The 20,165-nt window shown below is 66.4% G+C and carries 25 protein-coding genes; 12 read left to right on the forward strand and 13 right to left on the reverse strand.

Going from position 1 to position 20,165, the window contains the following annotated elements; genetic code table 11:
• Positions 1–111: 111 nt before the first annotated feature.
• From E3C22_RS04825 to E3C22_RS04855, 7 genes are all read left to right on the forward strand, one after another.
• Complete coding sequence (locus E3C22_RS04825) at positions 112–1,008, forward strand: NAD(P)-dependent methylenetetrahydromethanopterin dehydrogenase (protein WP_134760721.1); 897 nt, start codon at positions 112–114, stop codon at positions 1,006–1,008.
• Positions 1,005–2,132: an ATP-grasp domain-containing protein gene (locus E3C22_RS04830; protein ID WP_134760723.1), complete on the forward strand. Its 1,128-nt coding sequence runs from the start codon at positions 1,005–1,007 to the stop codon at positions 2,130–2,132. Before E3C22_RS04825 ends, E3C22_RS04830 begins: the two co-directional genes overlap by 4 nt.
• A complete protein-coding gene (mch, locus tag E3C22_RS04835; protein ID WP_134760725.1) occupies positions 2,129–3,103 on the forward strand; it encodes a methenyltetrahydromethanopterin cyclohydrolase in 975 nt (324 codons plus the stop codon). Before E3C22_RS04830 ends, mch begins: the two co-directional genes overlap by 4 nt.
• Positions 3,087–4,058 carry a RimK family alpha-L-glutamate ligase gene (locus E3C22_RS04840; protein ID WP_134760727.1) on the forward strand — a complete coding sequence of 324 codons (972 nt, stop codon included), beginning with the start codon at positions 3,087–3,089 and terminating at the stop codon, positions 4,056–4,058. Before mch ends, E3C22_RS04840 begins: the two co-directional genes overlap by 17 nt.
• Positions 4,055–4,936: a triphosphoribosyl-dephospho-CoA synthase gene (locus tag E3C22_RS04845; protein ID WP_134760729.1), complete on the forward strand. Its 882-nt coding sequence runs from the start codon at positions 4,055–4,057 to the stop codon at positions 4,934–4,936. Before E3C22_RS04840 ends, E3C22_RS04845 begins: the two co-directional genes overlap by 4 nt.
• Positions 4,937–5,173: 237 nt before the next feature.
• Entirely contained in the window at positions 5,174–5,683 is a 510-nt protein-coding gene (gene fae / locus E3C22_RS04850; RefSeq protein ID WP_134760731.1) for a formaldehyde-activating enzyme, read from the forward strand.
• Positions 5,684–5,940: 257 nt separating this feature from the next.
• Positions 5,941–6,714 (forward strand): NAD kinase, encoded by a 774-nt coding sequence (locus E3C22_RS04855; RefSeq protein ID WP_134760733.1) that lies wholly within the window; start codon positions 5,941–5,943, stop codon positions 6,712–6,714.
• 18 nt (positions 6,715–6,732) lie between these two features.
• Here E3C22_RS04855 and E3C22_RS04860 read toward each other — a convergent pair whose 3' ends face one another.
• The 3 genes from E3C22_RS04860 to E3C22_RS04870 all read right to left on the reverse strand — a co-directional run bounded on the left by E3C22_RS04860 (position 6,733) and on the right by E3C22_RS04870 (position 9,190).
• Positions 6,733–7,860, reverse strand: coding sequence for a DUF2336 domain-containing protein (locus tag E3C22_RS04860; RefSeq protein ID WP_167591634.1), 1,128 nt, complete (start codon positions 7,858–7,860; stop codon positions 6,733–6,735).
• A gap of 122 nt (positions 7,861–7,982) precedes the next feature.
• The gene (locus E3C22_RS04865) at positions 7,983–8,603 is read right to left on the reverse strand and encodes a flavin reductase family protein (protein ID WP_134760946.1); all 621 of its coding nucleotides are present in this window, start codon (positions 8,601–8,603) and stop codon (positions 7,983–7,985) included.
• Between the two features lie 2 nt (positions 8,604–8,605).
• Positions 8,606–9,190: a nitroreductase family protein gene (locus tag E3C22_RS04870; RefSeq protein ID WP_134760736.1), complete on the reverse strand. Its 585-nt coding sequence runs from the start codon at positions 9,188–9,190 to the stop codon at positions 8,606–8,608.
• Between the two features lie 257 nt (positions 9,191–9,447).
• Here E3C22_RS04870 and E3C22_RS04875 point away from each other — a divergent pair, with 257 nt between their 5' ends.
• The gene (locus tag E3C22_RS04875) at positions 9,448–10,719 is read left to right on the forward strand and encodes a hypothetical protein (RefSeq protein WP_206026899.1); all 1,272 of its coding nucleotides are present in this window, start codon (positions 9,448–9,450) and stop codon (positions 10,717–10,719) included.
• A 68-nt stretch (positions 10,720–10,787) separates the two neighbouring features.
• Here E3C22_RS04875 and E3C22_RS04880 read toward each other — a convergent pair whose 3' ends face one another.
• The 3 genes from E3C22_RS04880 to thrS form a co-directional block, all read right to left on the reverse strand.
• On the reverse strand, positions 10,788–11,078 hold the full coding sequence (locus E3C22_RS04880; RefSeq protein ID WP_134760738.1) for a helix-turn-helix domain-containing protein: 291 nt from the start codon (positions 11,076–11,078) through the stop codon (positions 10,788–10,790).
• A complete protein-coding gene (locus tag E3C22_RS04885; RefSeq protein WP_134760740.1) occupies positions 11,065–11,433 on the reverse strand; it encodes a type II toxin-antitoxin system RelE/ParE family toxin in 369 nt (122 codons plus the stop codon). The genes E3C22_RS04880 and E3C22_RS04885 overlap by 14 nt, the downstream gene beginning before the upstream one ends.
• Positions 11,434–11,556: 123 nt before the next feature.
• Positions 11,557–13,575 (reverse strand): threonine--tRNA ligase, encoded by a 2,019-nt coding sequence (gene thrS, locus E3C22_RS04890; RefSeq protein WP_134760742.1) that lies wholly within the window; start codon positions 13,573–13,575, stop codon positions 11,557–11,559.
• Positions 13,576–13,718: 143 nt separating this feature from the next.
• Between thrS and E3C22_RS04895 the strand changes: the two genes are divergently transcribed.
• The gene (locus tag E3C22_RS04895; protein WP_134760744.1) at positions 13,719–14,207 is read left to right on the forward strand and encodes a LysM peptidoglycan-binding domain-containing protein; all 489 of its coding nucleotides are present in this window, start codon (positions 13,719–13,721) and stop codon (positions 14,205–14,207) included.
• 157 nt (positions 14,208–14,364) lie between these two features.
• Here E3C22_RS04895 and E3C22_RS04900 read toward each other — a convergent pair whose 3' ends face one another.
• The 5 genes from E3C22_RS04900 to E3C22_RS04920 form a co-directional block, all read right to left on the reverse strand.
• Positions 14,365–14,541: a YegP family protein gene (locus E3C22_RS04900; RefSeq protein WP_134760746.1), complete on the reverse strand. Its 177-nt coding sequence runs from the start codon at positions 14,539–14,541 to the stop codon at positions 14,365–14,367.
• Positions 14,542–14,627: 86 nt separating this feature from the next.
• The gene (gene yidD, locus E3C22_RS04905; protein WP_134760748.1) at positions 14,628–14,894 is read right to left on the reverse strand and encodes a membrane protein insertion efficiency factor YidD; all 267 of its coding nucleotides are present in this window, start codon (positions 14,892–14,894) and stop codon (positions 14,628–14,630) included.
• Positions 14,872–15,246, reverse strand: a complete 375-nt coding sequence (locus tag E3C22_RS04910) for a HepT-like ribonuclease domain-containing protein (protein ID WP_134760750.1) — start codon at positions 15,244–15,246, stop codon at positions 14,872–14,874. Before E3C22_RS04910 ends, yidD begins: the two co-directional genes overlap by 23 nt.
• Entirely contained in the window at positions 15,243–15,533 is a 291-nt protein-coding gene (locus E3C22_RS04915) for a nucleotidyltransferase family protein (RefSeq protein WP_134760752.1), read from the reverse strand. Before E3C22_RS04915 ends, E3C22_RS04910 begins: the two co-directional genes overlap by 4 nt.
• A gap of 91 nt (positions 15,534–15,624) precedes the next feature.
• Entirely contained in the window at positions 15,625–16,071 is a 447-nt protein-coding gene (locus E3C22_RS04920; protein WP_134760754.1) for an iron-sulfur cluster assembly scaffold protein, read from the reverse strand.
• 275 nt (positions 16,072–16,346) lie between these two features.
• On the opposite strand from E3C22_RS04920, the gene folE reads away from it, so the two are divergent.
• The 3 genes from folE to E3C22_RS04935 all read left to right on the forward strand — a co-directional run bounded on the left by folE (position 16,347) and on the right by E3C22_RS04935 (position 18,509).
• Positions 16,347–16,964, forward strand: coding sequence for a GTP cyclohydrolase I FolE (gene folE / locus E3C22_RS04925; RefSeq protein WP_134760756.1), 618 nt, complete (start codon positions 16,347–16,349; stop codon positions 16,962–16,964).
• An 18-nt stretch (positions 16,965–16,982) separates the two neighbouring features.
• Positions 16,983–17,408: a phosphoribosyl-AMP cyclohydrolase gene (hisI, locus tag E3C22_RS04930; protein WP_134760758.1), complete on the forward strand. Its 426-nt coding sequence runs from the start codon at positions 16,983–16,985 to the stop codon at positions 17,406–17,408.
• A 159-nt stretch (positions 17,409–17,567) separates the two neighbouring features.
• Positions 17,568–18,509, forward strand: a complete 942-nt coding sequence (locus tag E3C22_RS04935) for a patatin-like phospholipase family protein (protein ID WP_245514793.1) — start codon at positions 17,568–17,570, stop codon at positions 18,507–18,509.
• A 43-nt stretch (positions 18,510–18,552) separates the two neighbouring features.
• On the opposite strand, the gene E3C22_RS04940 is transcribed toward E3C22_RS04935, so the two are convergent.
• Positions 18,553–18,984, reverse strand: a complete 432-nt coding sequence (locus tag E3C22_RS04940; protein ID WP_134760762.1) for a CBS domain-containing protein — start codon at positions 18,982–18,984, stop codon at positions 18,553–18,555.
• A gap of 123 nt (positions 18,985–19,107) precedes the next feature.
• Complete coding sequence (locus tag E3C22_RS04945; protein ID WP_245514766.1) at positions 19,108–19,851, reverse strand: rhomboid family intramembrane serine protease; 744 nt, start codon at positions 19,849–19,851, stop codon at positions 19,108–19,110.
• Positions 19,852–20,165 lie beyond the last annotated feature (314 nt).

Below are 20,165 nucleotides of genomic sequence, written 5' to 3' on the forward strand. Positions count from 1 at the left end.
CAAAGGGCTTGCCGCCCGGCCGGACCGGCGAGCGAGCCACCCGCCCCGTTTCCATCCCGGCGCCAGAAGCCGGAGCACCAGAACAACGAAAGATCGACGGAGAAACACCCGATGGCAGCCAAGAACATCCTTCACATGCTGACACCCCACAAGCATGTCAGCCCCTTCGACGTGAACATGGCCGTCGATGCTGGCTACGATTCGGTCACGCCCTATGAGGAGGTGACGATCGACGAGGTGCCGGACCTCGTCCAGGACGTGATCTTCTCGCGCCCGCCGGACCGCGGCGTGAACTCGGCGGTGTTCTTCGGCGGCGACGACGCCGTCCTTGCCCTCGACATGATCGACGCGGCAAAGGGCGCGATGGTGCCGCCCTTCGGCTGCAACGTGATGGCCGATCCGGCAGGCTCCTTCACCACGGCGGCGGCGATGGTCGCGCTCGTCGAGAAGACCCTGAAGGCCGAGAAGGGCAAAACGCTCGCCGACGTCTCAATCGCCGTCTTCGGCGCCACCGGCGTCGTCGGCTACTGCTCGGCGGTGATCGCGGCGCTTGAAGGCGCGAAGGTGAAGATCGTCGGCTATAGCGGCGTCAAGCGCGTGCAGGATCGGGCCGACGAGATGAAGGAGCGCTTCGGCATCGAAGTGGAGGCGGTCGACGGCTCCAGCGATGAGAAGAACCAGGCGATCATCAGCGATGTCGAGGTGATCTTCTCTGCCGCTAAGGCAGGCGTTCAGGTGCTGAGCCTCAAGCAACTGCAGGCCGCCGGCAACTTGCTTGTCGCCGCCGACGTCAACGCCGTGCCGCCGCTCGGCCTCGAAGGCATCGACGTCATGGCGAATGGCGAGCCGATCGAGGGGACGAATGCGCTCGGCATCGGCGCGCTCGCCGTCGGGCCGATCAAGTCGAACACCGAACAGGGGCTGCTGAAGCGGATGATCGAGGCGGGCGAGCCGCAATATCTCGATTTCCGCGACGCTTTCCAGCTCGCGCGCAGCCTCGCGTCATGAGCCCCAGCCAACGGCCGACGATCCTCGCCGCCGCCTTCTCGGCCCGGCAGATCGCGGCGAGCGCCCGGCTGGCGGGGATCGACTGCCTGGCCGTCGACTTCTTCGGCGATCTCGACCTTCGCGTCGAGGCGAAGAAAAGCGCCATGCTGCGCGGCCACTATCCCGACGGCTTTTCCGGCGACGAACTCGTCACGAAGCTGGAAGAGCTCGCAAAGGGCGAGGCGCCGCTCGGCTTCGTCTATGGCGCCGGCTTCGAGGACCGGCCGGAACTCATCGAGGCGATCGCCGTGCGATGGCCGATCCTCGGCACCGATCCCGCGACCGCCCGCCGACTGAAGCAGCCGGAAGACTTCGAGGCGATCTGCCGGGAGGCCGGCATCGCCCATCCCGAGATCCGGCGGGCGCCGCCGGCCGATCCTGGCAACTGGCTGTCGAAACAGGTCGGCGGCTGCGGCGGCAGCCATGTCGGTCGCGGCGACGCACCACCAGCCGAAAACCGCTACTATCAGCGCTTCGTCGCCGGGGAGCGGATTTCCCTCGCCTTCGTCGCTGCCGGCGGGCGCTGCGCGCCCCTCGGCCATTCCCGGCAATGGGCCGATCCGAGCCCGGCCGAGCCGTTCCGCTATGGCGGCGCCGTCGGCCCGGTCCACGTGCCGGATGACCTTGACAAGACGATGCTTGCGGCGGTGACCGCCTTCGTCGCCGCGCTGCCGCTGACCGGCCTCTGCAGCGCCGACTTCGTCATCGGCGACGGGCCGCCGGTGCTGCTCGAGATCAATGCCCGGGCCGGCGCGACGCTTGACGTCTTCGACGATCCCGCCCGGCCGCTGATCGGGCTCCACCTCGCCGCGGCGCTGCGCGGCGAACTGCCCGAAGCCCGCCCGGGCGCAGCGAACACGATCCGGGCGAGCGGCCTTGCCTGGGCGGACCGTCCGCTGGCCGTTCCGCCCGGCTTTTCCTGGCCGGACTGGACGCGCGACCGCACCATTCCGCCGGCCGGCTTCGCCGCCGGCGAGCCGATCTGCACCGTCGTCGCCGAAGCCGCGAGCGAGGCGGCGGCGGAAAGCCTGTTTCGTGCTAGAACGCGGCAGATTACCGAAGTACTGGGGAGTATGGCGGCATGAGCCAGACCACGAAGGTCCTATCCGTGAACGAGGGCGCCCTGCCCCTCGTCGCCGAATTGCGGTCTCGCGCGACGGAGCTGAAACTGGCGGTCTCCACCGGCGCCGCCGGCGAGACGCTGATCGACGCCGGTGCCGCCGTGCCCGGCAGCCTCGAGGCCGGCCGGCTGATCACCGAGATCTGCCTCGGCGGCTACGGCACCGTTGCCATCGCGCCGTCCGAGCGGCTGCCGCGCTGGCCCTTCGCGCTGACGGTGCGCACTTCCAACCCGGTGGTCGCCTGCATGGGCAGCCAGTATGCCGGATGGCAGCTGACCAATGCCGAGGGCGAGGAGAGCTATTTCTCCATGGGCTCCGGCCCCGCCCGCGCCCTTGCCGGCAAGGAGACGCTGTTTCGCGACATCGCCTATGCCGACCAGAGCGAGGCGGCGGTTCTCGTCCTCGAGACCGGCAGCCCGCCGCCGGAGACGCTGGTGCGGCGCATCGCCGAAGACTGCGACGTCGCGCCGGAAAATCTGACGATCATCTTCACGCCGACCCAGTCGCTGGCCGGAAGCGTGCAGATCGTCGGCCGCGTCGTCGAGGTGGCGCTGCACAAGGCCCATGAGCTGCATTTCGACATGGGCGCGATCGTCGAGGGCATCGGCACAGCGCCGCTTGCCCCGCCGCATCCGGACTTCCTCACCGCCATGGGCCGCACCAATGACGCGGTGATCTATGGCGGCCGGGTGATGCTCGCCGTCACCGGCCCGGCGGCAGCGGCGAAGGAGCTAGCCGAAAAGCTGCCGAGCAGCACATCCTCGGACTTCGGCAAGCCGTTCAAGGAGATCTTCAGCCGCTACGACGGCGATTTCTACAAGATCGACGGCATGCTGTTCTCGCCGGCGGAGGTGCATGTCGTGTCGCTGGAAAGCGGCGAAACCTTCTCGGCCGGCCAGGTCGACTCGGCGCTGATCGATGCGTCCTTCGGCTGAATCAGCAGGCGCGGCGCCGCGCATCCTGCTCGTCACGGCGAGCATGGATCGCCACGCCCGCGAGCTTCGTGCGGCCTTCAAGGCGCGGGGCGCAGCGGTGGTCGTCAGCGGCCTTGCCGATGTCGGCTTCGATACCGCGGCCGCCCATGGCCTGGTCTTCCCGGCCCTCGGCGAGACCCTGCCGGACGCCGTCTGCGTGCGCACCATGGATGGCGGCAGCTTCGAGGCGGTGACCCGGCGCCTGTCGCTGCTCCACGCGCTCGGAAAGCTCGGCGTCCTCGTCTCCAACGACGCGCGAGCGATCGAGAACTGCGTCGACAAGGCGATGACGAGCTTCCTCGTCGCCGCGGCCGGCCTGCCGACGCCGCGAAGCTGGACGGTGGAATCCCGCCGTGAGGCCGAGCGGATCGTCGCCTCGGAGAGCCACGCCCTCGTCCTGAAGCCGCTGTTCGGGGCGCAGGGCAAGGGCCTGAAGCTGATCGGCAGCGTCGACGACCTGCCGCCGCAGGACGAGATCGCCGGCGGTGTCTACTATCTCCAGCGCTTCATCGGCCATTCGACGGGAGGGCGCTGGTCGGACTTCCGGCTCCTGGTGTCTCGCGGCCGCGTCGTCGCGGCGATGCGGCGGGAGGCGGCCTGCTGGATCACCAACATCAAGCAGGGCGCGGCCGCCCACCCGGTCGAGCAGGACAGCGCGCTCGAGGAGCTTGCCGTTGCCGCGACGGCTGCCGTTGGCGGCGACTTCTGCGGCGTCGACCTCCTGAAGGACGCGAGCGGCCGGGCGCATGTGCTGGAGGTCAATTCGATGCCGGCCTGGACCGGGCTGAAGCGGGCGAGCGGCCTCGACATCGCCGATCTGCGCGCCCGCGACCTTCTCGCCGCCCTTGCCGAGAAGCGGCAAGCCGCGGCCGAGAACCGCACGATGGCGACGGCCTTCGCCCCCGTCCTGCCGTGAGCCTCGGGCCGGCTAAGATCGAGGCGGCATTCCTCGCAGCCTGCCGGGCCGAGATCGAGACGCTGAAACCCGGCAATGTCCACCGCTTCGCCCCAGGTCACGGCATGACGGCCGAAACCTTCCTCAGGGCCGCCGCCGTGGCAGCGCCCGAGATCGCGAGGGGCGGCACGCCTGTCGGGATGCGGATCCTCGCGGCGACGCGAGCGAGCTTCGAAGCAGTCGGCATGAATGCCAATCTCGGCATCGTGCTCCTCTGCGCGCCGTTGGCGGCGGCGGCGGAGACGCTCAAGACGCCCCTGATCCACCAAAGCGCCGCGAGTATGCTGAGAAAGGCCGTCGCCGCCGTTCTCGCCGATCTCGATGCGGATGACGCCGCCGACGCCTTCGCGGCGATCGCCCTCGCCGGCCCAGGCGGGCTGGGGGCCCGGACCGAACACGACGTTCGCGACGCTCCGACGATCGGCCTCGTCGAGGCGATGGCCCTCGCGCCGGAGGCCGATCTCGTGGCGCGGCAATACGGCAACGGATTTTCTGAGATCTTTGAGGTCGGCCTCCCGGCAGCCGACTCAGCTGCATACCCCGACGAATGCAGCCTCGGCGACGCTGCAACCTTCACCGCCTTCATCGCTTTCGCCAGCCGCTTTCCAGATGGCCATATCGCCCGCAAGTTCGGCGTCGCAGTCGCTGAGGATGTCCGCCGGCGATTCGCCGCCCTGAGCGACGCTCTCGCCGCAACCGACGACGACACCGAGCGCCTCGCCCTTGCCCGCGCGTTCGACGCTGAGCTGAAGGCGGAAGGCCTCAATCCCGGCACCTCCGCCGACCTCACCGTGGCGACGCTGATGGCGAAGAAACTTGCGGAAGCGCTCGCGGAGTGATTGACTGTTCGCCGCAGGGGGCCATGTCGCCCCAAGCTATCTGGCAAACCGGTCCCCAGCGGACGCCGCGAACAAGGATAGTCTTGTAGCCGGGAATTTTCCCGGCGAACGGGAGGAGGACCGTCCGACGCAGCGCCGAAGGCCTGCCCGGAATCCAAGTCTTTCCTTCGGATCGGAAATTCCACGCGGCCGGGCCTGCCGGTCGCAGCATGCAACGCCAGTTTGGAGGAACTGCTCATGGCGACAATCAACAAGGTGATGGTCGGCGAATCGCTCGTCGGCGAAGGCAACGAGGTCGCCCATATCGACCTCATCATCGGCCCGCGCGGCTCCGCCGCCGAGGCGGCGTTCTGCAACTCGCTGACCAACAACAAGGACGGCTTCACCACCCTCCTCGCGGTCGTTGCGCCGAACCTGCCGTGCAAGCCGAACACCGTGATGTTCAACAAGGTCACCATCAAGGGCGCCAAGCAGGCCGTCCAGATGTTCGGCCCGGCCCAGACCGCCGTCGCCCGCGCCGTGGCCGACAGCGTCGAGAAGGGTGTGATCCCGGCCGCCGAGGCCGACGACCTGTTCATCTGCGTCGGCGTCTTCATCCACTGGGAAGCCGAGGACGACGCCAAGATCCGCGACTACAACTACCAGGCGACGATGGAATCCATCGAGCGCGCCGTGAAGGGCACGCCGACCGCCGCCGAGGTGGTGTCGAAGAAGGGTTCGGCCGCGCATCCGTTTGCCGGCGCCTAGACAAGAAACCATCCCGGGGAAGACGACAAGCCGGCGATGCCCGCCGGCCTTCTCCGGCGATTGGCCGCCAAGCTTGGCTTCCAGTAGGGAGCGCGTCTTTTCGCAAGACGATCGGAAGGGGCCGCAAGGCCCCTTTCGCATGCTTGCCGCCCGCACCGCCTCTGTCTGGCGATGTCGCCCCCGGGCGGTTTCGGTTTGCGGCGCGATGCTGTAGCAAAGGCGACCCGACGCTCAAGCGATGGTCACGGCCGCTGCAGATGTCCCGTTCGTTTCATTCCATCGCCTTCGTCGCCAGTGAAACCGAGCCGGCCCAGGAGGCCGCAAGGCGGCTCTCGGCGCTCTACGGCAACGCCTCGACGGAGACCGCCGACGTCATCGTCGCTCTCGGCGGCGACGGCTTCATGCTGCAGACGCTGCACCGCTTCATGGATACGTCGCAGCCGATCTACGGGATGAACAAGGGCACCGTCGGCTTCCTGATGAACCACTATCGCGAGCACGGCCTGCGCGAACGGCTGGCTGCCGCCGTGGAAAACGCCATCCATCCGCTGGAGATGATCGCCATCGACACCGATGGCGTCGAGCATCGGGCGCTGGCGATCAACGAGGTGTCGATCTTCCGCCAATCCTATCAGGCGGCGCGGCTGGCGATCTCGATCGACGGCAAGGTGCGGCTCGAGGAGTTGGTCTGCGACGGCGTCATGGTGGCGACGCCCACCGGCTCCACCGCCTACAATCTCTCCGCCCAGGGGCCGATCCTGCCGATCGACGCGCCGCTTCTGGCGCTGACGCCGGTGAGCCCGTTCCGGCCGCGGCGCTGGCGCGGCGCCCTGTTGCGCAATCACCAGGAAGTCAGGATCACCGCGCTCGAGGCGGCCAAGCGGCCGGTGAACGCCGTTGCTGACGCGACCGAGGTGAAGTCGGTCACCGAGGTGACGATCCGCGAATCCGGCGACGACGTCTGCTACATCCTCTTCGACCAGGACCACTCCTGGGACGAGCGCATCCTGATCGAACAGTTCCGCTACTGACGGCTGCCGCTGCCGGCCTCAGGCAGCGGCCCTCGCGGCCTCGCGCGCAGCATCGCGCTGGGCCTCGTCGGCGAGCCGGCGCAAGAGCGCCGTCGCCTGTGCCATGACGGCGGTCTCCTGATTATTGGCGGCGGCGCGGGCGAGCAGGATTGCCGGCACTGCGGCGGGGCGCAGCGCCTCCTCGCCACGGGCGATCCTGCGCCACAGCGAGACGGCCTCAGAAAACAGGAATGCCATCGGCTCGGGAAGCCCGGCTTCGAGCACCAGGGCCCGCAGCGCCGAGGACCTCGCACCGGAGACGATCGCCGCGACGCGGCGCTCCGAGCGGCCGGAAAGGCTGGCGAGCAGCGTCGTGAAGAGTTCGATGTTGCCGGCCGCGGCCACCCGCAGGAGCAGCGAGGGAGTGACAGCGCCGGTGCCGCGCAGATAGTCGCCGAAATCCGGCGTCTGGCGGCTCGACAGCGTCTCGGCGAGAAGGCTGGTACCGCGTTCGGCGGCACCGAATGCCAGCGTCTCGGCGCGCTTTTTTCCGAAAAGATTGGTGATGAGGGCAGAGCCGGCGAGAGCGTCGCGGACAGCCAGCATCAGCTGGTGGCGCACCGACGGCGGCAGGTCCGAGCGCGACAGCAGCGCCTCGCGGATGGGGGCGTCGCCGCCGAAGCGGTCGGCCAGGCACTTGAACGTCCGCTCGGCGAGCGCCGCGCCGTCGTTGCGGCAAAGGGCGAGCGCCGCCTGAGGTTCGCCGCCCTCGGCGATGACGGCAGCGACCGGCAGCGGCACCACCGGTCGCTCGGCGATCGCGAGACGTGCCGCCGGCGAGCCGACCGCCGCCAGATCGACGAGATCGGCCGCGGACAGGTACGGCGAGCCGCGGACGATCTCGGTCGCCACGCGGTCGACATCGGCGGCCAGCGCGAAGATCAGTGACCGCGGCACGTCGCGGCCGTTCGAAAGCGCCTTTGCCATGGCGAGGCGGACGGCAGGCGACGGATCGTCGAGAAGCAGCGTCAGCGATGCGATGATGGTCTCGCGGTCGGCACCCTCGGCACCGCTATGGACGAGTGCCTCGGCGAGCATCGTCGCCGCGTCGCTGCGCTCCCGGGTGGTCGCCTCTCCGGCCCATTTGGCAAAACGCTGGACGATCATGGGACCCTTCACCTTCGATTCGCATGGTCCCACCATGATCGAGGCAAAAGGTTTAGCTTTCGTTCACCATGTCCGTTGACGAAACGACAAGCTTTGCGACGACGACCCGAAGCGGGTGCCAATCAGACGTCGGACCCGTCCGGCTTGCGCGGCCGACGCATCTGGAAGACCTCGTCGGCGACCGAATAGTCGAGATAGCCGAGCCGGGCGAGCGGCGCGGCGAGCGCCATGTCGATCATCCCGTCTTTGAGGATGCTCTCGTCGATGTGGATCGCCACCACCTCGCCGATGACGATGGTATTTTCCGACACGGCGCCGTTCAGTCCCTCGGGGCGGAACGACTGGGTGACCTTGCATTCGAGCGCTGCCGGGCTTTCGGCGACCCGCGGTGCCGCGACGATGCGGCAGGGCGCCTCGGTGAGGCCGGAAAAACCGAACTCGCTCTCCCCGCTCGGCGCGGCTGCCGAGCTCTTGTTCAGCTGCCTGGCGAGACCTCGGGTCGCGAGATTGGCGACGAACTCGCCGCTCTCGATGGCGAAGCTCGCCGTATCCTTCATGCCGGTCGAGGAGAACATCACCAGCTTCGGACGGTCGCTGATCGCGTTGAAGAAGCTGTATGGCGCGAGATTGACGGCTCCCGCCCTGTTGCGGGTCGAGATCCAGCCGATCGGCCGCGGCGCGACGATCGCCTTGAACGGATCGTGCGGCAGGCCATGGTCGTTGGTGTCGGTCGTGTAGAACAGCATCAACCCGCCTCCGGCGCCCTGGCTTCGGAGACGATGGCGGACAGTTCCGGTCGCGGCCGCTCCGATGGCGGCTCGCTCGGGGTTCCGACATGGACGAATCCGACGACCTTTTCTTCGGGCGAGATGCCGAGGATGGCTTTCGCCTCGTCATCGTAGGCGACCCATTCGGTCACCCAGTTCGCCGCATAGCCGAAAGCGTGGACGGCGTGGACGAGATTCATCGCCGCGGCGCCAGCCGACATCTGCTGCTCCCAGATCGGGATCTTGACGTGTTCGCGGGCCGTCGAGACGACGCCGATGACCAAGGGCGCCCGGGTGAAGCGCTCGGTCTCGACCTTGCGGCGGGTCTCGGTCATCCGCTCCCCTTCCCGTCCGGCGACCACCTTTGCCAGTGCCTCGCCGATCGCCGCGGCTGCCGGGCCGCGATAGAGGATGAAGCGCCAGGGCGCGAGCTTGCCATGGTCGGGCACGCGGGCGGCGATGGTGAGGACGCGCTCCAGCTCATCGCCTGTCGGCGCCGGTTCGGCCAGCATCGGGATCGGGATCGAACGTCGGGTGGAAAGCAGCGTCGTTGCTTCGGTCAAGGCAGGGTCTCCGGGATCTCGCGTGAGAGCTAGGAAGCCGCGCCATACTTGGCAATCGCAGAAGGCCACGAACGGGCGGTTTTCCCCGGCTGTGGCTGGCTCCGGCTCCGCCTTGAATTTGTCGATGATTTGCGGTCAAGAATATCGCCATGGGGGAAGCATCCAAGATCGCCGTCCGGCATCCGGCCGGCGATCCCGACGTAGACTGGCCAGCGACGCTTGCGGACGATAACCGATCCGCCAGCGAGCGCATTGGCGTGAGTTCCCGCCGTGCGGGGTCGGTTCCGAAGCTCCCGCACCTGACTTCGCGATCTGGCCGGCCGCTGTTAGCCAGCGCCGTCGCGGCGGCCTTCTTCGCCGGCGCCCTCGCCGCGCCTGCCGCTGCCCAGGATCGTGGCGGCGGCGGCGGTGGTGGCGGCGGCTTCCTCGGCAATCTCGGCGAGATCTTCGGCGGACCGCCCGAAAAGCCGGGCGCCTATGCCTCGCCATCGGCCAACGACCTGTTGCCGAATGCCGGCGATGTTGGCTCGCCCTTGGCGCGGCCGCTGCGCCGATTCGAGCCGATCGCCCTTCCCAATCTTCCCGGCAAGCCGCAGGCGCCGACGATCGACCTGCCCGGCCTGCCGGCCTACGCGCCGCCGCAGGCCGGACCGAACCAGAACATCTTCCGCCGACGCGACACGCTCGCCCTGCGCGCGGTGCTTTCCGAAGGCGGGCCGCAGATCCCGAACGGGCTGATCTGGCGGCTGTTTTCGGCGGTCCCGTCCTTCGACGGCAGCCCGTCGCTGATCGCCTCCTCGGAGAGCCCGACACCCGATTTCGAGGTTGCACCGGGTTCCTACATCCTGCATGTGGGCTTCGGCCGGGCCGGCATCGTCAAGCGCATCGACTTTGCCGGCATCAAGATCCAGGAGACGGTCGTCCTCAATGCCGGCGGGCTGAAGCTCAACGCCGTCGTCGGCGACGAGGGCAAGGCGGCGGCCTCGCGCCTCAGCTTCGACATCTATGCCAAGGATGGCGACGACGATGCCGATCACAAGCTGGTCGCCAGCGACATCTCGCCGGAAAAGGTGGTGCGGCTGAATGCCGGCTCCTACCAGATCGTCTCCCATTACGGCTCGGCCAATGCGGTGGTGCGCGCCGACATCCGCGTCGAGGCCGGCAAGCTGACCGAGGCGACGCTGACCCAGCGGGCCGCCCTCCTGACCATGAAGCTGGTGCGCGAGCACGGCGGCGAGGCGATCGCCGATACCGCCTGGACGATCACCACCGCATCCGGCGATCTCGTGCGCCAGAGTGTCGGGGCATTCCCGACGATGGTGCTGGCAGAGGGCGACTACGTCATCGTCGCCAAGAACAACGACAGGGTCTACCAGCGGCCTTTCACCGTCGAGGCCGGCGAAAACACCGACGTCGAGGTGATGACCTCGGATCTGGCCGAGACCGATGGCGGCTCCGGCGACGATGGGCCCGGAGTTGGAGACGCTGTGCCGGGCACGGCCGATGGGGCGGGCGGCTCCGGCGACTGATTGCGGCGGCACCTGGCCCGGCAATACGACGGCACTTTGGCGGAAATGCTCTCGGCTTCAGGCCGCCATCACGCCAGGGTTACCGACAGCGTCCTGCCAACGGCCGAAGCTGCCTTCATTAGGGTATCAAGTTGGACGCGGTCGTTGTCGGGGTCGAGAAGCCGGCCAAGCTGGGTCGCGCTCGTCTTCATGCGGCGCGCCATCTCGGCCTTGCTGATATGCTGGACGGCCATCTCATGCGCAATCTGCAGTGCCAATGTCCGCTTGATCGCAGTGGCGGTCACGGCCTCGTATATACCCTCATCCCGCAGAAAGCTCGCGAAACTCTCGCCGATGTGAGGATTTTTACTGCTGTCCATTGCGGTTGACGTCCCTCATTCGAGTGATGGCGAGCCTCAGGTCCTTTTCCGGCAGTCGCTGCGTTTTTTTCACGAAAGCATGCAGCAGGATCATCTCGTGGCCGATGATCACGAACAGTACCCGAGCGATCCGCCCGGAGGAGATATTCGAGCGAACCTCAAACATGTTCTTCTGCCCCGCGATCGCCGCACATTTCGGCCGACCGATCGGCCAGCTGAACTCCAGCGTCGCAATATCCTCACCAATCGTCTTTCTATCGGCCGGAGGAAGATCCATCAGCCATTCGCGAACAGGTCGCCGGCCTGATGCACTTGCGTAAAAAGCCGCGTGAAGGGTTTTGCGAGTGTCGACCATCTAGACCTTGCAAGGTACACCTCACGAGGTATAGGAGCAAATGCGCTATGTGCTGGAACATTTCAAGCCACGACAATATAGCGCCGCGCCTGTCAGGGCGCGACGTCACGTTTTGAGGTCAAATCACGCCCAAGCAGCAGCGGAGGATCCGGCCAATCCCGCCTTGCGCTTCAGGTCCGGCGGCACGGCCTCCTCGGTGAGCGAGGCGATCGCCTCGTCGAGGCCGAGCGAAGCCTGGTCGCGCGAGCCGAGGCGGCGGATGTTGACCGTCCGCTCTTCGGCTTCCTTTCGGCCGCAGACGAGCATCACCGGCACCTTGGCGAGGGAGTGCTCGCGGACCTTGTAGTTGATCTTCTCGTTCCGAAGATCGACGCTGGCGCGCAGCCCTGCCGCCTTCAGCGCCGCGACAACTTCCAGGGCGTAGTCGTCGGCGTCCGAGGTGATCGTCGCGACCACCACCTGTTCGGGTGCGAACCACAGCGGCATGTGCCCGGCGAAGTTCTCGATCAGGATGCCGAGGAACCGCTCCATCGAGCCGCAGATCGCCCGGTGGATCATCACCGGCTGCCGCTTCTCCGAATTCTGGTCGATATAGAAGGCGCCGAAGCGTTCCGGCAGGTTGAAGTCCACCTGGGTGGTGCCGCACTGCCATTCCCGGCCGATGGCGTCCCGCAGCGTATATTCGAACTTCGGCCCGTAGAACGCCCCCTCGCCCGGCAGTATGCCGGTCTTGATCCTGCCACCGGACTGCGCGGCGATCGTCTCGAGCACATCGGTCATGATCGCTTCGGCGCGGTCCCAGCTCTCATCCGAGCCGACACGCTTCTCCGGCCGGGTCGAGAGCTTCACGACCACTTCCTCAAAGCCGAAATCCTCGTAGACCGACAGGATCAGATCGTTGATCCTGAGGCACTCGGCCGCCATCTGTTCCTCAGTGCAGAAGACATGCGCGTCGTCCTGGGTAAAGCCGCGCACCCGCATCAACCCATGCAGCGCGCCGGATGGTTCGTAGCGGTGCACATTGCCGAATTCGGCAAGCCGGATAGGTAGTTCGCGATAGGACTTCAGGCCATGCTTGAAGATCTGGACATGGCCCGGGCAGTTCATCGGCTTGATCGCGAAGACCCGGTGGTCGGCCTCTTCGTCTTCCGGATGGGTAAAGGCGTGGGCCGACTTCACCGCGAACATGTTCTCCTGGTACCAGCCCCAGTGGCCGGAGGTCTCCCACAGCGACTTGTCGAGGATCTGCGGCGCATTGACCTCGTCATAGACGCCGTCCAGCCGGCGGCGCATGTAGGAGACGAGGGTCTGGAACATCTTCCAGCCCTTGCCGTGCCAGAACACGACGCCCGGCCCCTCCTCCTGGAAGTGGAAGAGGTCCATCTCGCGGCCGAGCCGGCGATGATCGCGCTTTTCCGCCTCCTCCAGCATGTGGAGATATTCGGCGAGCTGCTCTTTCGTCGCCCATGCGGTGCCGTAGATGCGGCTCAGCATCGGATTGTTGCTGTCGCCCCGCCAGTAGGCGCCGGCGACCTTCATCAGCTTGAAGGCGTCGCCGATCTGGCCGGTCGAGGCCATGTGCGGGCCACGGCAGAGGTCGAACCACTCGCCCTGCGAGTAGATCTTGACGTCCTGATCCTCAGGGATGGCGTCGACGAGCTCCACCTTGAAGCTTTCGCCCTTGTCGCGGAACACCTGCCTCGCCCTCTCGCGCGGCCAGACGTCCTTGGTGAAGCGGGCATTGCGGCGGATGATCTCGGCCATCTTCTTCTCGATGACCGGCAGGTCCTCGGTGGTGAAGGGCTCGTTCTTGGAAAAATCGTAATAGAAGCCGTTCTCGATGACCGGGCCGATGGTGACCTGCGTACCGGGCCAGAGCTCCTGCACGGCTTCCGCCATGACATGGGCGGCATCGTGCCGGATCAGCTCCAGCGCGCGCGGATCGTCGCGGGTGAGGATCTCGAGCTTGCCGGAGTGGCCGACCGGATCGGCAAGATCGCGGATTTCGCCGTCGATCGCATAGGCGATCGCCTTCTTGGCGAGCGACTTGGAAATGCCGGTCGCGATCTCAAGTCCGCTGGTCGCGGCGTCGAAGGAGCGTTCGGATCCGTCGGGAAAAATCAGGGAAACGGCCTCGGCCATCGTCATCTCTCCTAGTCCAGTCCCGCCTACGAGCGCGGGTGGGTGATTTGCTACCTCAGCATGTGAAGGCCGAGGTCTCCGATTGAGTCCCTGGCCGCCCCGGCATATACTGACAAGGGGCAGACCTCTCAAGGAGCGTTTCGATGAACATCGATCTGCTGCAGCCCAAACCGTTCGATCTCGTCGGCAATCCCATCCTGATCGCGGGCAACGCCGTCGCCTTCGAGGGAACCCTCAGCTATTCGGTCTCCGAGGGGCATGACGAGGTGACCGGCTTCACTACCGTCGGCTCGACCTCGATCCGGCAGTTCCAGTCCGCGATCGACATTCCGGCCTCGACGGCATTCCAGCTGAGCCGGCTGTTCGTCACCGTGTCCGACGATACGGCCGGCGGCGAGGCGCCGCCGCCGATGGTCACCGTGCCGGTCTTCTACGGGCCGATGATCCTGCCGGGCTATGCCGGCTTCCAACCCTATACGGTCCGCAGCGGCGACACGCTGTCGGCGATCGCCCGGCGGTTCTACGGCGATGCCAGCCGCTTCACCGTCATCGTGGAAGCAAATGCCCATATCATCAGCAACCCGAACGTCATCTTTCCCGGGCAGCAGCTGCGGATACCGGTGACCGGCTGAGACGAGACCGAGGGGCGCATATCGCAGCGCAGCGCCAGTGGCGGCCGCACGGGATGGCAGCCGCGGCCAATAGCTGACCCGAGCGCCGCCAACGACGGCGGTCCGGTCACGCGGAGGCTTCGATCGGCCCGCTTTGTCCGGGGCCTTGCGGACGCAGCTACTCGACCACTTCGGTCGGCGCCTCGGGCACGTGCTTCTTGATCGACTCGATCGCCCGCTGCGCCCCGGACTTGGTGCTGTAGCCCTCGGTCGAGAAGATGATTTCGCTGTTGTACTTGAACCGCACCCGGAACTCGCCGGCCTTGTCCTTGTACACCTCGAACTTGTGAGCCATCGTCGCTTTCCTCCCATTGGCAGGAAAAGGCTCCGCCGAAGCCTCCCGAATGTCAATCGGCATCGGACTGCACGGGAAAGCAGCGTTCAGAGATCGGGGACGTTGTCGATGCCGTGGCCGCCGAACGGACCGCATTTGACGACGCGCCTTGCCGAAAGCCAGCCGCCGCGCATGAGGCCGTGCCGGGCGATCGCCTCATAGGCATATTCCGAGCAGGTCGGGATGTGCCGGCAGTGGCCGCCGACCAGCGGCGAGAAAGTCACCTGGTAGAGCCGCACGAAGCCGACGCCGAAGAGCCGCCCGGGGGTCTTGCGCCAGGGACCGGTGTAGTTACGTGAGATCTTCGCCGGCATCGGTGAGGATCCGTCGAATTGCCGCGTGCAACTCCGGCACCGAAGTTGTCGCGATCACCCAAAGTGTCGGATAATCGAGGTCGTCATATCCATGAGCGATGCGATGGCGCATGCGCACCGGATAGTTGAGGTTTAATTCCGGATACGATCCGCTGAAAACAGGGAATTTTTGCAAGAGTCGATTGCAGTGTTCTCCGATCTGCTCGATCGCCTTCGACAATGCAAGTTGTTCGACCTCATCCGCTTGCAAGGTCTCAAGGCTAAATCGTTGCGTCACACGAGCACATCGCGCGCAGGCTGCTTCGATCGATCGAAGCAGGTCAAACGGAGTGACGCCCGAGCCTGACGTCATAGCGACTTGCAATCGGCCTGAATCCGTTTCAAGAGCCGTTCCGCGAATTCACCCTGCAGGCGAAGATCAAGCCGGATTCCCGTCGAGGCCTCGACTTCATCCTCCATCTTGAAAACGTCGTAGTAGCTCAGCGGTTCGTGCCGCTCCACGATGATGTCGAGATCGCTCTCCTCGGTGTCCTCGCCCCGGGCGACAGAGCCGAAGATCCGAGGATTGCTCACCGGATAGCGCGACAGGATCTCGCGGATCGTCTCGCGGTGCTTTTCGAGGGCTTCAGACGGCTTCATCGCTTTCGCGTCCACGCTGGCGGGAAAATCCCCTGTTTCCTGTCTCGCCTATTGTTCGGCCGCCCGGCCGGTGCGCTCGCCGCGCTGTCGCTCAGGCCGCCTCGCCGCGCTTTTCCGCCACGATCTTGTCGAGCGCCTCGACCACCGCGTCGAAGGTCAGCATGGTCGAGGCATGCCGCGCCTTGTGGTCGCGCACGGGCTCCAGATATTTCAGATCCTCGAAGCGGCCCTCAGGCGGCGCGCCGTTCTCCTTCAACATCGCCCGCATCGTCTCGCGCAGCTGCCGCAACTCCTCAGGCGTCGTGCCGACGATGTGGCGGGCCATCACCGAAGACGACGCCTGGCCGAGCGCGCAGGCCTTCACCTCATGGGCGAAGTCGGAAACCTTGCCGTCCTCGAGCTTGACGTCGATGGTGACGGTCGAGCCACAGAGCCGCGAATGCGCGGTCGCGCTGGCATCCGGCTCGTCCAGCCGACCGATCCGAGGAATATTGCCGGCAAATTCCAGGATTCGCGCATTATAGAGATCGTCGATCACGGTATTTTTCCTTCGACCGAGGTTTTTGCCTCGTGGCCTGTCAATGGGCCTTTGCGCCGATTATATAGGTTCCCGGTCGCCGCTTCGATAGGCCGCTGGACCGGCGGTCGCCTCGAACCAGAACCGGTCGCTTCGAACGGCCTTCACGCCGCAAGGAACGAGACGTCTTGAAGAAGCCCGCCAATGCCGCCGGAACCGAACGACCGGCCGGCGCCCCCGACATCCATTCACTGTGGGTGGCAGCTCGGATACCGACAGCTTCGGAGCCTGGAAACATGGAAGCAGTGGTCAAGAAATTCCCCGAAAAGCCGGATGAGGCCGGGCGTCCGAGCCGCGCCGAGGCCGAGGCGGCCGTCGAGACCCTTCTGCGCTGGATCGGCGAAAATCCCGGGCGCGAGGGCCTGAAGGAAACTCCGAAGCGCGTCGTGAAAGCCTATGAGGAGCTTTTCGCCGGCTACGGACACGGGCCGGGCGAAGTGCTTGGCCGGGTCTTCGAGGAGGTCGCCGGCTACAACGACATCGTCCTCGTCAAGGACATCGCCTTCCACACCCACTGCGAGCACCACATGGTGCCGGTGATCGGCAAGGCCCATGTCGCCTATCTTCCCGACGGTCGGGTCCTGGGCCTGTCGAAGATCGCCAGGCTGGTCGACATGTTCGGCCGCCGTCTGCAGACTCAGGAAGCGATGACCGCGCAGATCGCCGACGCGCTGAACGACACGCTGAAGCCGCGGGGTGTGGCGGTGATTCTCGAGGCCGAGCATCTGTGCATGTCGATGCGGGGGATCAGGAGCCACGGCTCCTCGACCTTCACCGGCACCTATCGCGGCAGCTTCGCCGACGACGTCGCCGAGCAGGACCGCGTCCTGCGGCTCGTCGGCCTCGGCGGCTGAACTTCGACCCTGATCCCCGTGTCTCCCGCCAAGTTCTCTGCGCCTTCCACTGATCCGTTCGAGCAGGAGGAAGGCTTCGTCCTGCGCCCGCGGTTCGATGCCGGCGGTCTGATCACCGCCGTCGCGACCGATCATCTCACCGGCGACTTGCTGATGGTCGCGCACATGAACGCCGAGGCGCTCGAGCAAACCATTTCGACCGGCATCGCGCATTACTGGTCGCGCTCGCGCGGCAAGCTTTGGAAGAAGGGCGAAAGTTCCGGAGCGCTGCAGACGGTCAAGGAAATCCGCGTCGACTGCGACCAGGACGCCGTCTGGCTGAAGGTCGCCTGCGACAAGCGGGAAGACACCTGCCACACGGGCAGGACATCGTGCTTCTACAGGGTGGTGGAACCTGCCACCCGAGCCTTGGAGCCGGCGGCCCGCCCTCACCCGGAAAGCTGACAGACGATGAACCGGTCGCGTTCCTTAGGCCTTCGATCTTTAACACGATGGTCAAGAGTTCGGCCTAGGCTTCTCCATCACGAAGGCCGAAACCAGAGGGCAGCCATGCTCGAACGTGTATTCGGTTGGCGCGACGACCCGATCAGCCAGCCGCAGCTTATGCCGCGCGAGGTGACCACCAGGCCGAAACCCTCGGCCGGCATCGCGCTGGCGCTCGGCGGCGGCGCTGCCCGGGGATGGGCCCATATCGGCGTCCTGAAGGCCCTCGACGAATTCGACATCCCGATCTCGATGATCGCCGGCACCTCGATCGGCGCCCTCGTCGGCGGCTGCTATCTCGCCGGCAAGCTGCCCGAACTCGAGGAATTCGCGCTGTCGCTGACGCGCCGCGGCCTCATCCGCTATCTCGATTTCCGCATCGGCGGCTCCGGCCTGATCGGCGGGCTCAGGCTGTCGCGCCGGCTGACCGAGGCGCTTCACGAAACCCGCATCGAGGATCTCAGCCGGCCGCTGATCTGCGTTGCGACGGATGCCCAGACCGGCCACGAAGTGTGGCTGGATTCCGGCTCGCTGGTGCTGGCCATGCGCGCCTCCTACGCCCTCCCCGGCGTCTTCGAACCGGTGATCTGCGGCGGCCGCCGGCTGATGGACGGTGCGCTTGTCAACCCGGTGCCGGCAAATGTCTGCCGCGTCTTCGAAGAGCAGAACGTCATGGCGGTCAACCTGCACTACGATCTCTTCGGCCGTGCCGCCGTCCTGAGGATGCGCGCCGACGAGGCCGAGCCCGCTTCCCACGACGCGTTCGAGGCCGTCTCGCCTCATGAGAGCGAACGCGAGGGACCGACCGATCGACGCAAGGGGCTCGGCCTCACCCGCACCATGGTCGACGCCTTCAACATCATCCAGGATCGGATCTCGCGGGCGAGGCTCGCCGGCGATCCGCCGGACCTGTCGCTGCAGCCGCGGGTGCGCGACATCGGCCTGTGGGAGTTCTTCCGCGCCGAGGAGGCGATCGAGATCGGTTACAGCGCGACCAAGAGCCGCATCTCCGAGATCGAGCGTCTTGCCGCAAGCCACCATCCCGAGACGATGCGGCTCTGACCGCATCGCGCCGGCGACCTGTAATGTCCCGATAACGGCCCGATCAGCCGGCGGCGATATATTCGCGCATCTGTTCGGCCTCGCGCTCGGTCTCCTCGATCTTCATCTTGACGATGTCGCCGATCGAGACGATGCCCGCGAGCCGGCCGCCCTCGATGACCGGCAGATGGCGGAACCGGCCGTTGGTCATGATCGACAGAACCTCGTCGATTCCCGTCTCGCCGGAACAGGTCTGCACCTTGACCGTCATCGCCTCGCCGATCGGCTTGTCGAGGACGCCTGCCCCGGATTTTGCCAGCACCCGCACGACGTCGCGCTCCGAGACGATGCCGGCGACGGCGCCGCCCTCGTCCACCAGCACGATGGCGCCGATGCGCCGCTCCGCCAGAACTTCGACGACTTCGGCAATCGTCACCTCCGGCCGAAGCGTGAAGACGTCTCCTCCCTTTGTCTTCAGTATGTGACCGACATTCATTCTCGCCTCCCTTTGTCTCCTGCAACAAAGGTGAGACACGCGAGGCACAAGGGCAAGCCCCCGGCTGCGACCTGAGGTCGCCGGACGGTGGAGGTGTCTCGTGGTCCGCAACGTCGCCCGGCGCTACTGGCGCCGCCCCGTGAAACCGTCGAATAGCGGCAGGGCGAAGAAGCCGAAGACGAAACCGCCGAGATGCGCCTCCCAGGCGACTTCGCCGCCGCCTGTGAGAGCGCCGCCGACGCCGGCGCCGACGAGGAAATTGGTGGCGAAGAAGGCGATGATGAAGACGAGCACCGTCCGATCGGACAGCGCCGCGCCCACCGTCAGCGCCGGCTGCGGCCGGCCGGCGCCCATCATGCGGCGCGGACCGGCGCGCACGAAAGCGAAGCGGCAGGCTCCGCCCATCAGCGCCGAAACTGCGCCGGAGGCGCCGATCACCGGCACGACGAGGCCGGTATTGACGAGAAAGAACACCGCCGCGCCCGCCACAGATCCGACGGCGCAGAAGGCGAGGAAGCGAAGATTGCCGAGGCGCCGGGCCACCGGTGTCCCGAAAGCGAGGAACCAGACCGTGTTGAGGCCGAGATGGGTCCAGCTGCCGTGGAGGAATGCGTAGGTCAGCGGCGACCAGAGATCGGCGCCCGCCGACCTCAGCTGGCACAGCTCGTCAATCGTGTCGTAGCAGCCGGGAATGAAGGCAAAGTCGAGAATGAAGCGGGATGCCGCGATCTCGCCGAGGATCCAGCTGTCATAGGCATGGACCAGCGCCATGAAGGCGACGAGACCGAGAATGACACCGGGAACGTTGAAGGCCGGCGGCGGGCGACGCGGCTCCTGCGGCGCTTCCTCTTGGTATGCTTCGGACAAGACGTTCCCCTCTGCACTGGCTCTGCCGCGCGACGCTGCGCCGGCCGATCGTCCGCCGGCATCCGCGGCACAACGCCATTCGCATATCCGGCACCCGGTGGGAACGCCGGAGCCTGCCGGCGGCCTGCCCGATCGCGCCTTCGTGCAGGTGTTGGGGTGGACACGTCCGGCGGCAAAGCGACGCCCACCCGCTGGACGGGAAGAAAAAACCGCCTGGGCCAGAGGACCAGGCGGTTGAAGAAGATCCGTCACGGACGATCCGTCGACGAAAAATGCGCTACGGGACCGGAGATGTCACGCCGCCCACTTAGCCT

The organism is Jiella endophytica (assembly GCF_004519335.1).
GTDB classification, from domain to species: Bacteria; Pseudomonadota; Alphaproteobacteria; order Rhizobiales; family Rhizobiaceae; genus Jiella; species Jiella endophytica.

Excerpts from the sequence above, each read along its gene's own strand:
- E3C22_RS04825 (WP_134760721.1), top strand. The coding sequence starts at position 112 with ATGGCAGCCAAGAACATCCTTCACATGCTGACACCCCACAAGCATGTC.
- E3C22_RS04830 (WP_134760723.1), top strand. The coding sequence starts at position 1,005 with ATGAGCCCCAGCCAACGGCCGACGATCCTCGCCGCCGCCTTCTCGGCC.
- mch (WP_134760725.1), top strand. The coding sequence starts at position 2,129 with ATGAGCCAGACCACGAAGGTCCTATCCGTGAACGAGGGCGCCCTGCCC.
- E3C22_RS04840 (WP_134760727.1), top strand. The coding sequence starts at position 3,087 with ATGCGTCCTTCGGCTGAATCAGCAGGCGCGGCGCCGCGCATCCTGCTC.
- fae (WP_134760731.1), top strand. The coding sequence starts at position 5,174 with ATGGCGACAATCAACAAGGTGATGGTCGGCGAATCGCTCGTCGGCGAA.
- E3C22_RS04855 (WP_134760733.1), top strand. The coding sequence starts at position 5,941 with ATGTCCCGTTCGTTTCATTCCATCGCCTTCGTCGCCAGTGAAACCGAG.
- E3C22_RS04860 (WP_167591634.1), bottom strand. The coding sequence starts at position 7,860 with ATGATCGTCCAGCGTTTTGCCAAATGGGCCGGAGAGGCGACCACCCGG.
- E3C22_RS04880 (WP_134760738.1), bottom strand. The coding sequence starts at position 11,078 with ATGGACAGCAGTAAAAATCCTCACATCGGCGAGAGTTTCGCGAGCTTT.
- E3C22_RS04885 (WP_134760740.1), bottom strand. The coding sequence starts at position 11,433 with ATGGTCGACACTCGCAAAACCCTTCACGCGGCTTTTTACGCAAGTGCA.
- thrS (WP_134760742.1), bottom strand. The coding sequence starts at position 13,575 with ATGGCCGAGGCCGTTTCCCTGATTTTTCCCGACGGATCCGAACGCTCC.
- E3C22_RS04895 (WP_134760744.1), top strand. The coding sequence starts at position 13,719 with ATGAACATCGATCTGCTGCAGCCCAAACCGTTCGATCTCGTCGGCAAT.
- E3C22_RS04900 (WP_134760746.1), bottom strand. The coding sequence starts at position 14,541 with ATGGCTCACAAGTTCGAGGTGTACAAGGACAAGGCCGGCGAGTTCCGG.
- yidD (WP_134760748.1), bottom strand. The coding sequence starts at position 14,894 with ATGCCGGCGAAGATCTCACGTAACTACACCGGTCCCTGGCGCAAGACC.
- E3C22_RS04910 (WP_134760750.1), bottom strand. The coding sequence starts at position 15,246 with ATGACGTCAGGCTCGGGCGTCACTCCGTTTGACCTGCTTCGATCGATC.
- E3C22_RS04915 (WP_134760752.1), bottom strand. The coding sequence starts at position 15,533 with ATGAAGCCGTCTGAAGCCCTCGAAAAGCACCGCGAGACGATCCGCGAG.
- folE (WP_134760756.1), top strand. The coding sequence starts at position 16,347 with ATGGAAGCAGTGGTCAAGAAATTCCCCGAAAAGCCGGATGAGGCCGGG.
- E3C22_RS04935 (WP_245514793.1), top strand. The coding sequence starts at position 17,568 with ATGCCGCGCGAGGTGACCACCAGGCCGAAACCCTCGGCCGGCATCGCG.
- E3C22_RS04940 (WP_134760762.1), bottom strand. The coding sequence starts at position 18,984 with ATGAATGTCGGTCACATACTGAAGACAAAGGGAGGAGACGTCTTCACG.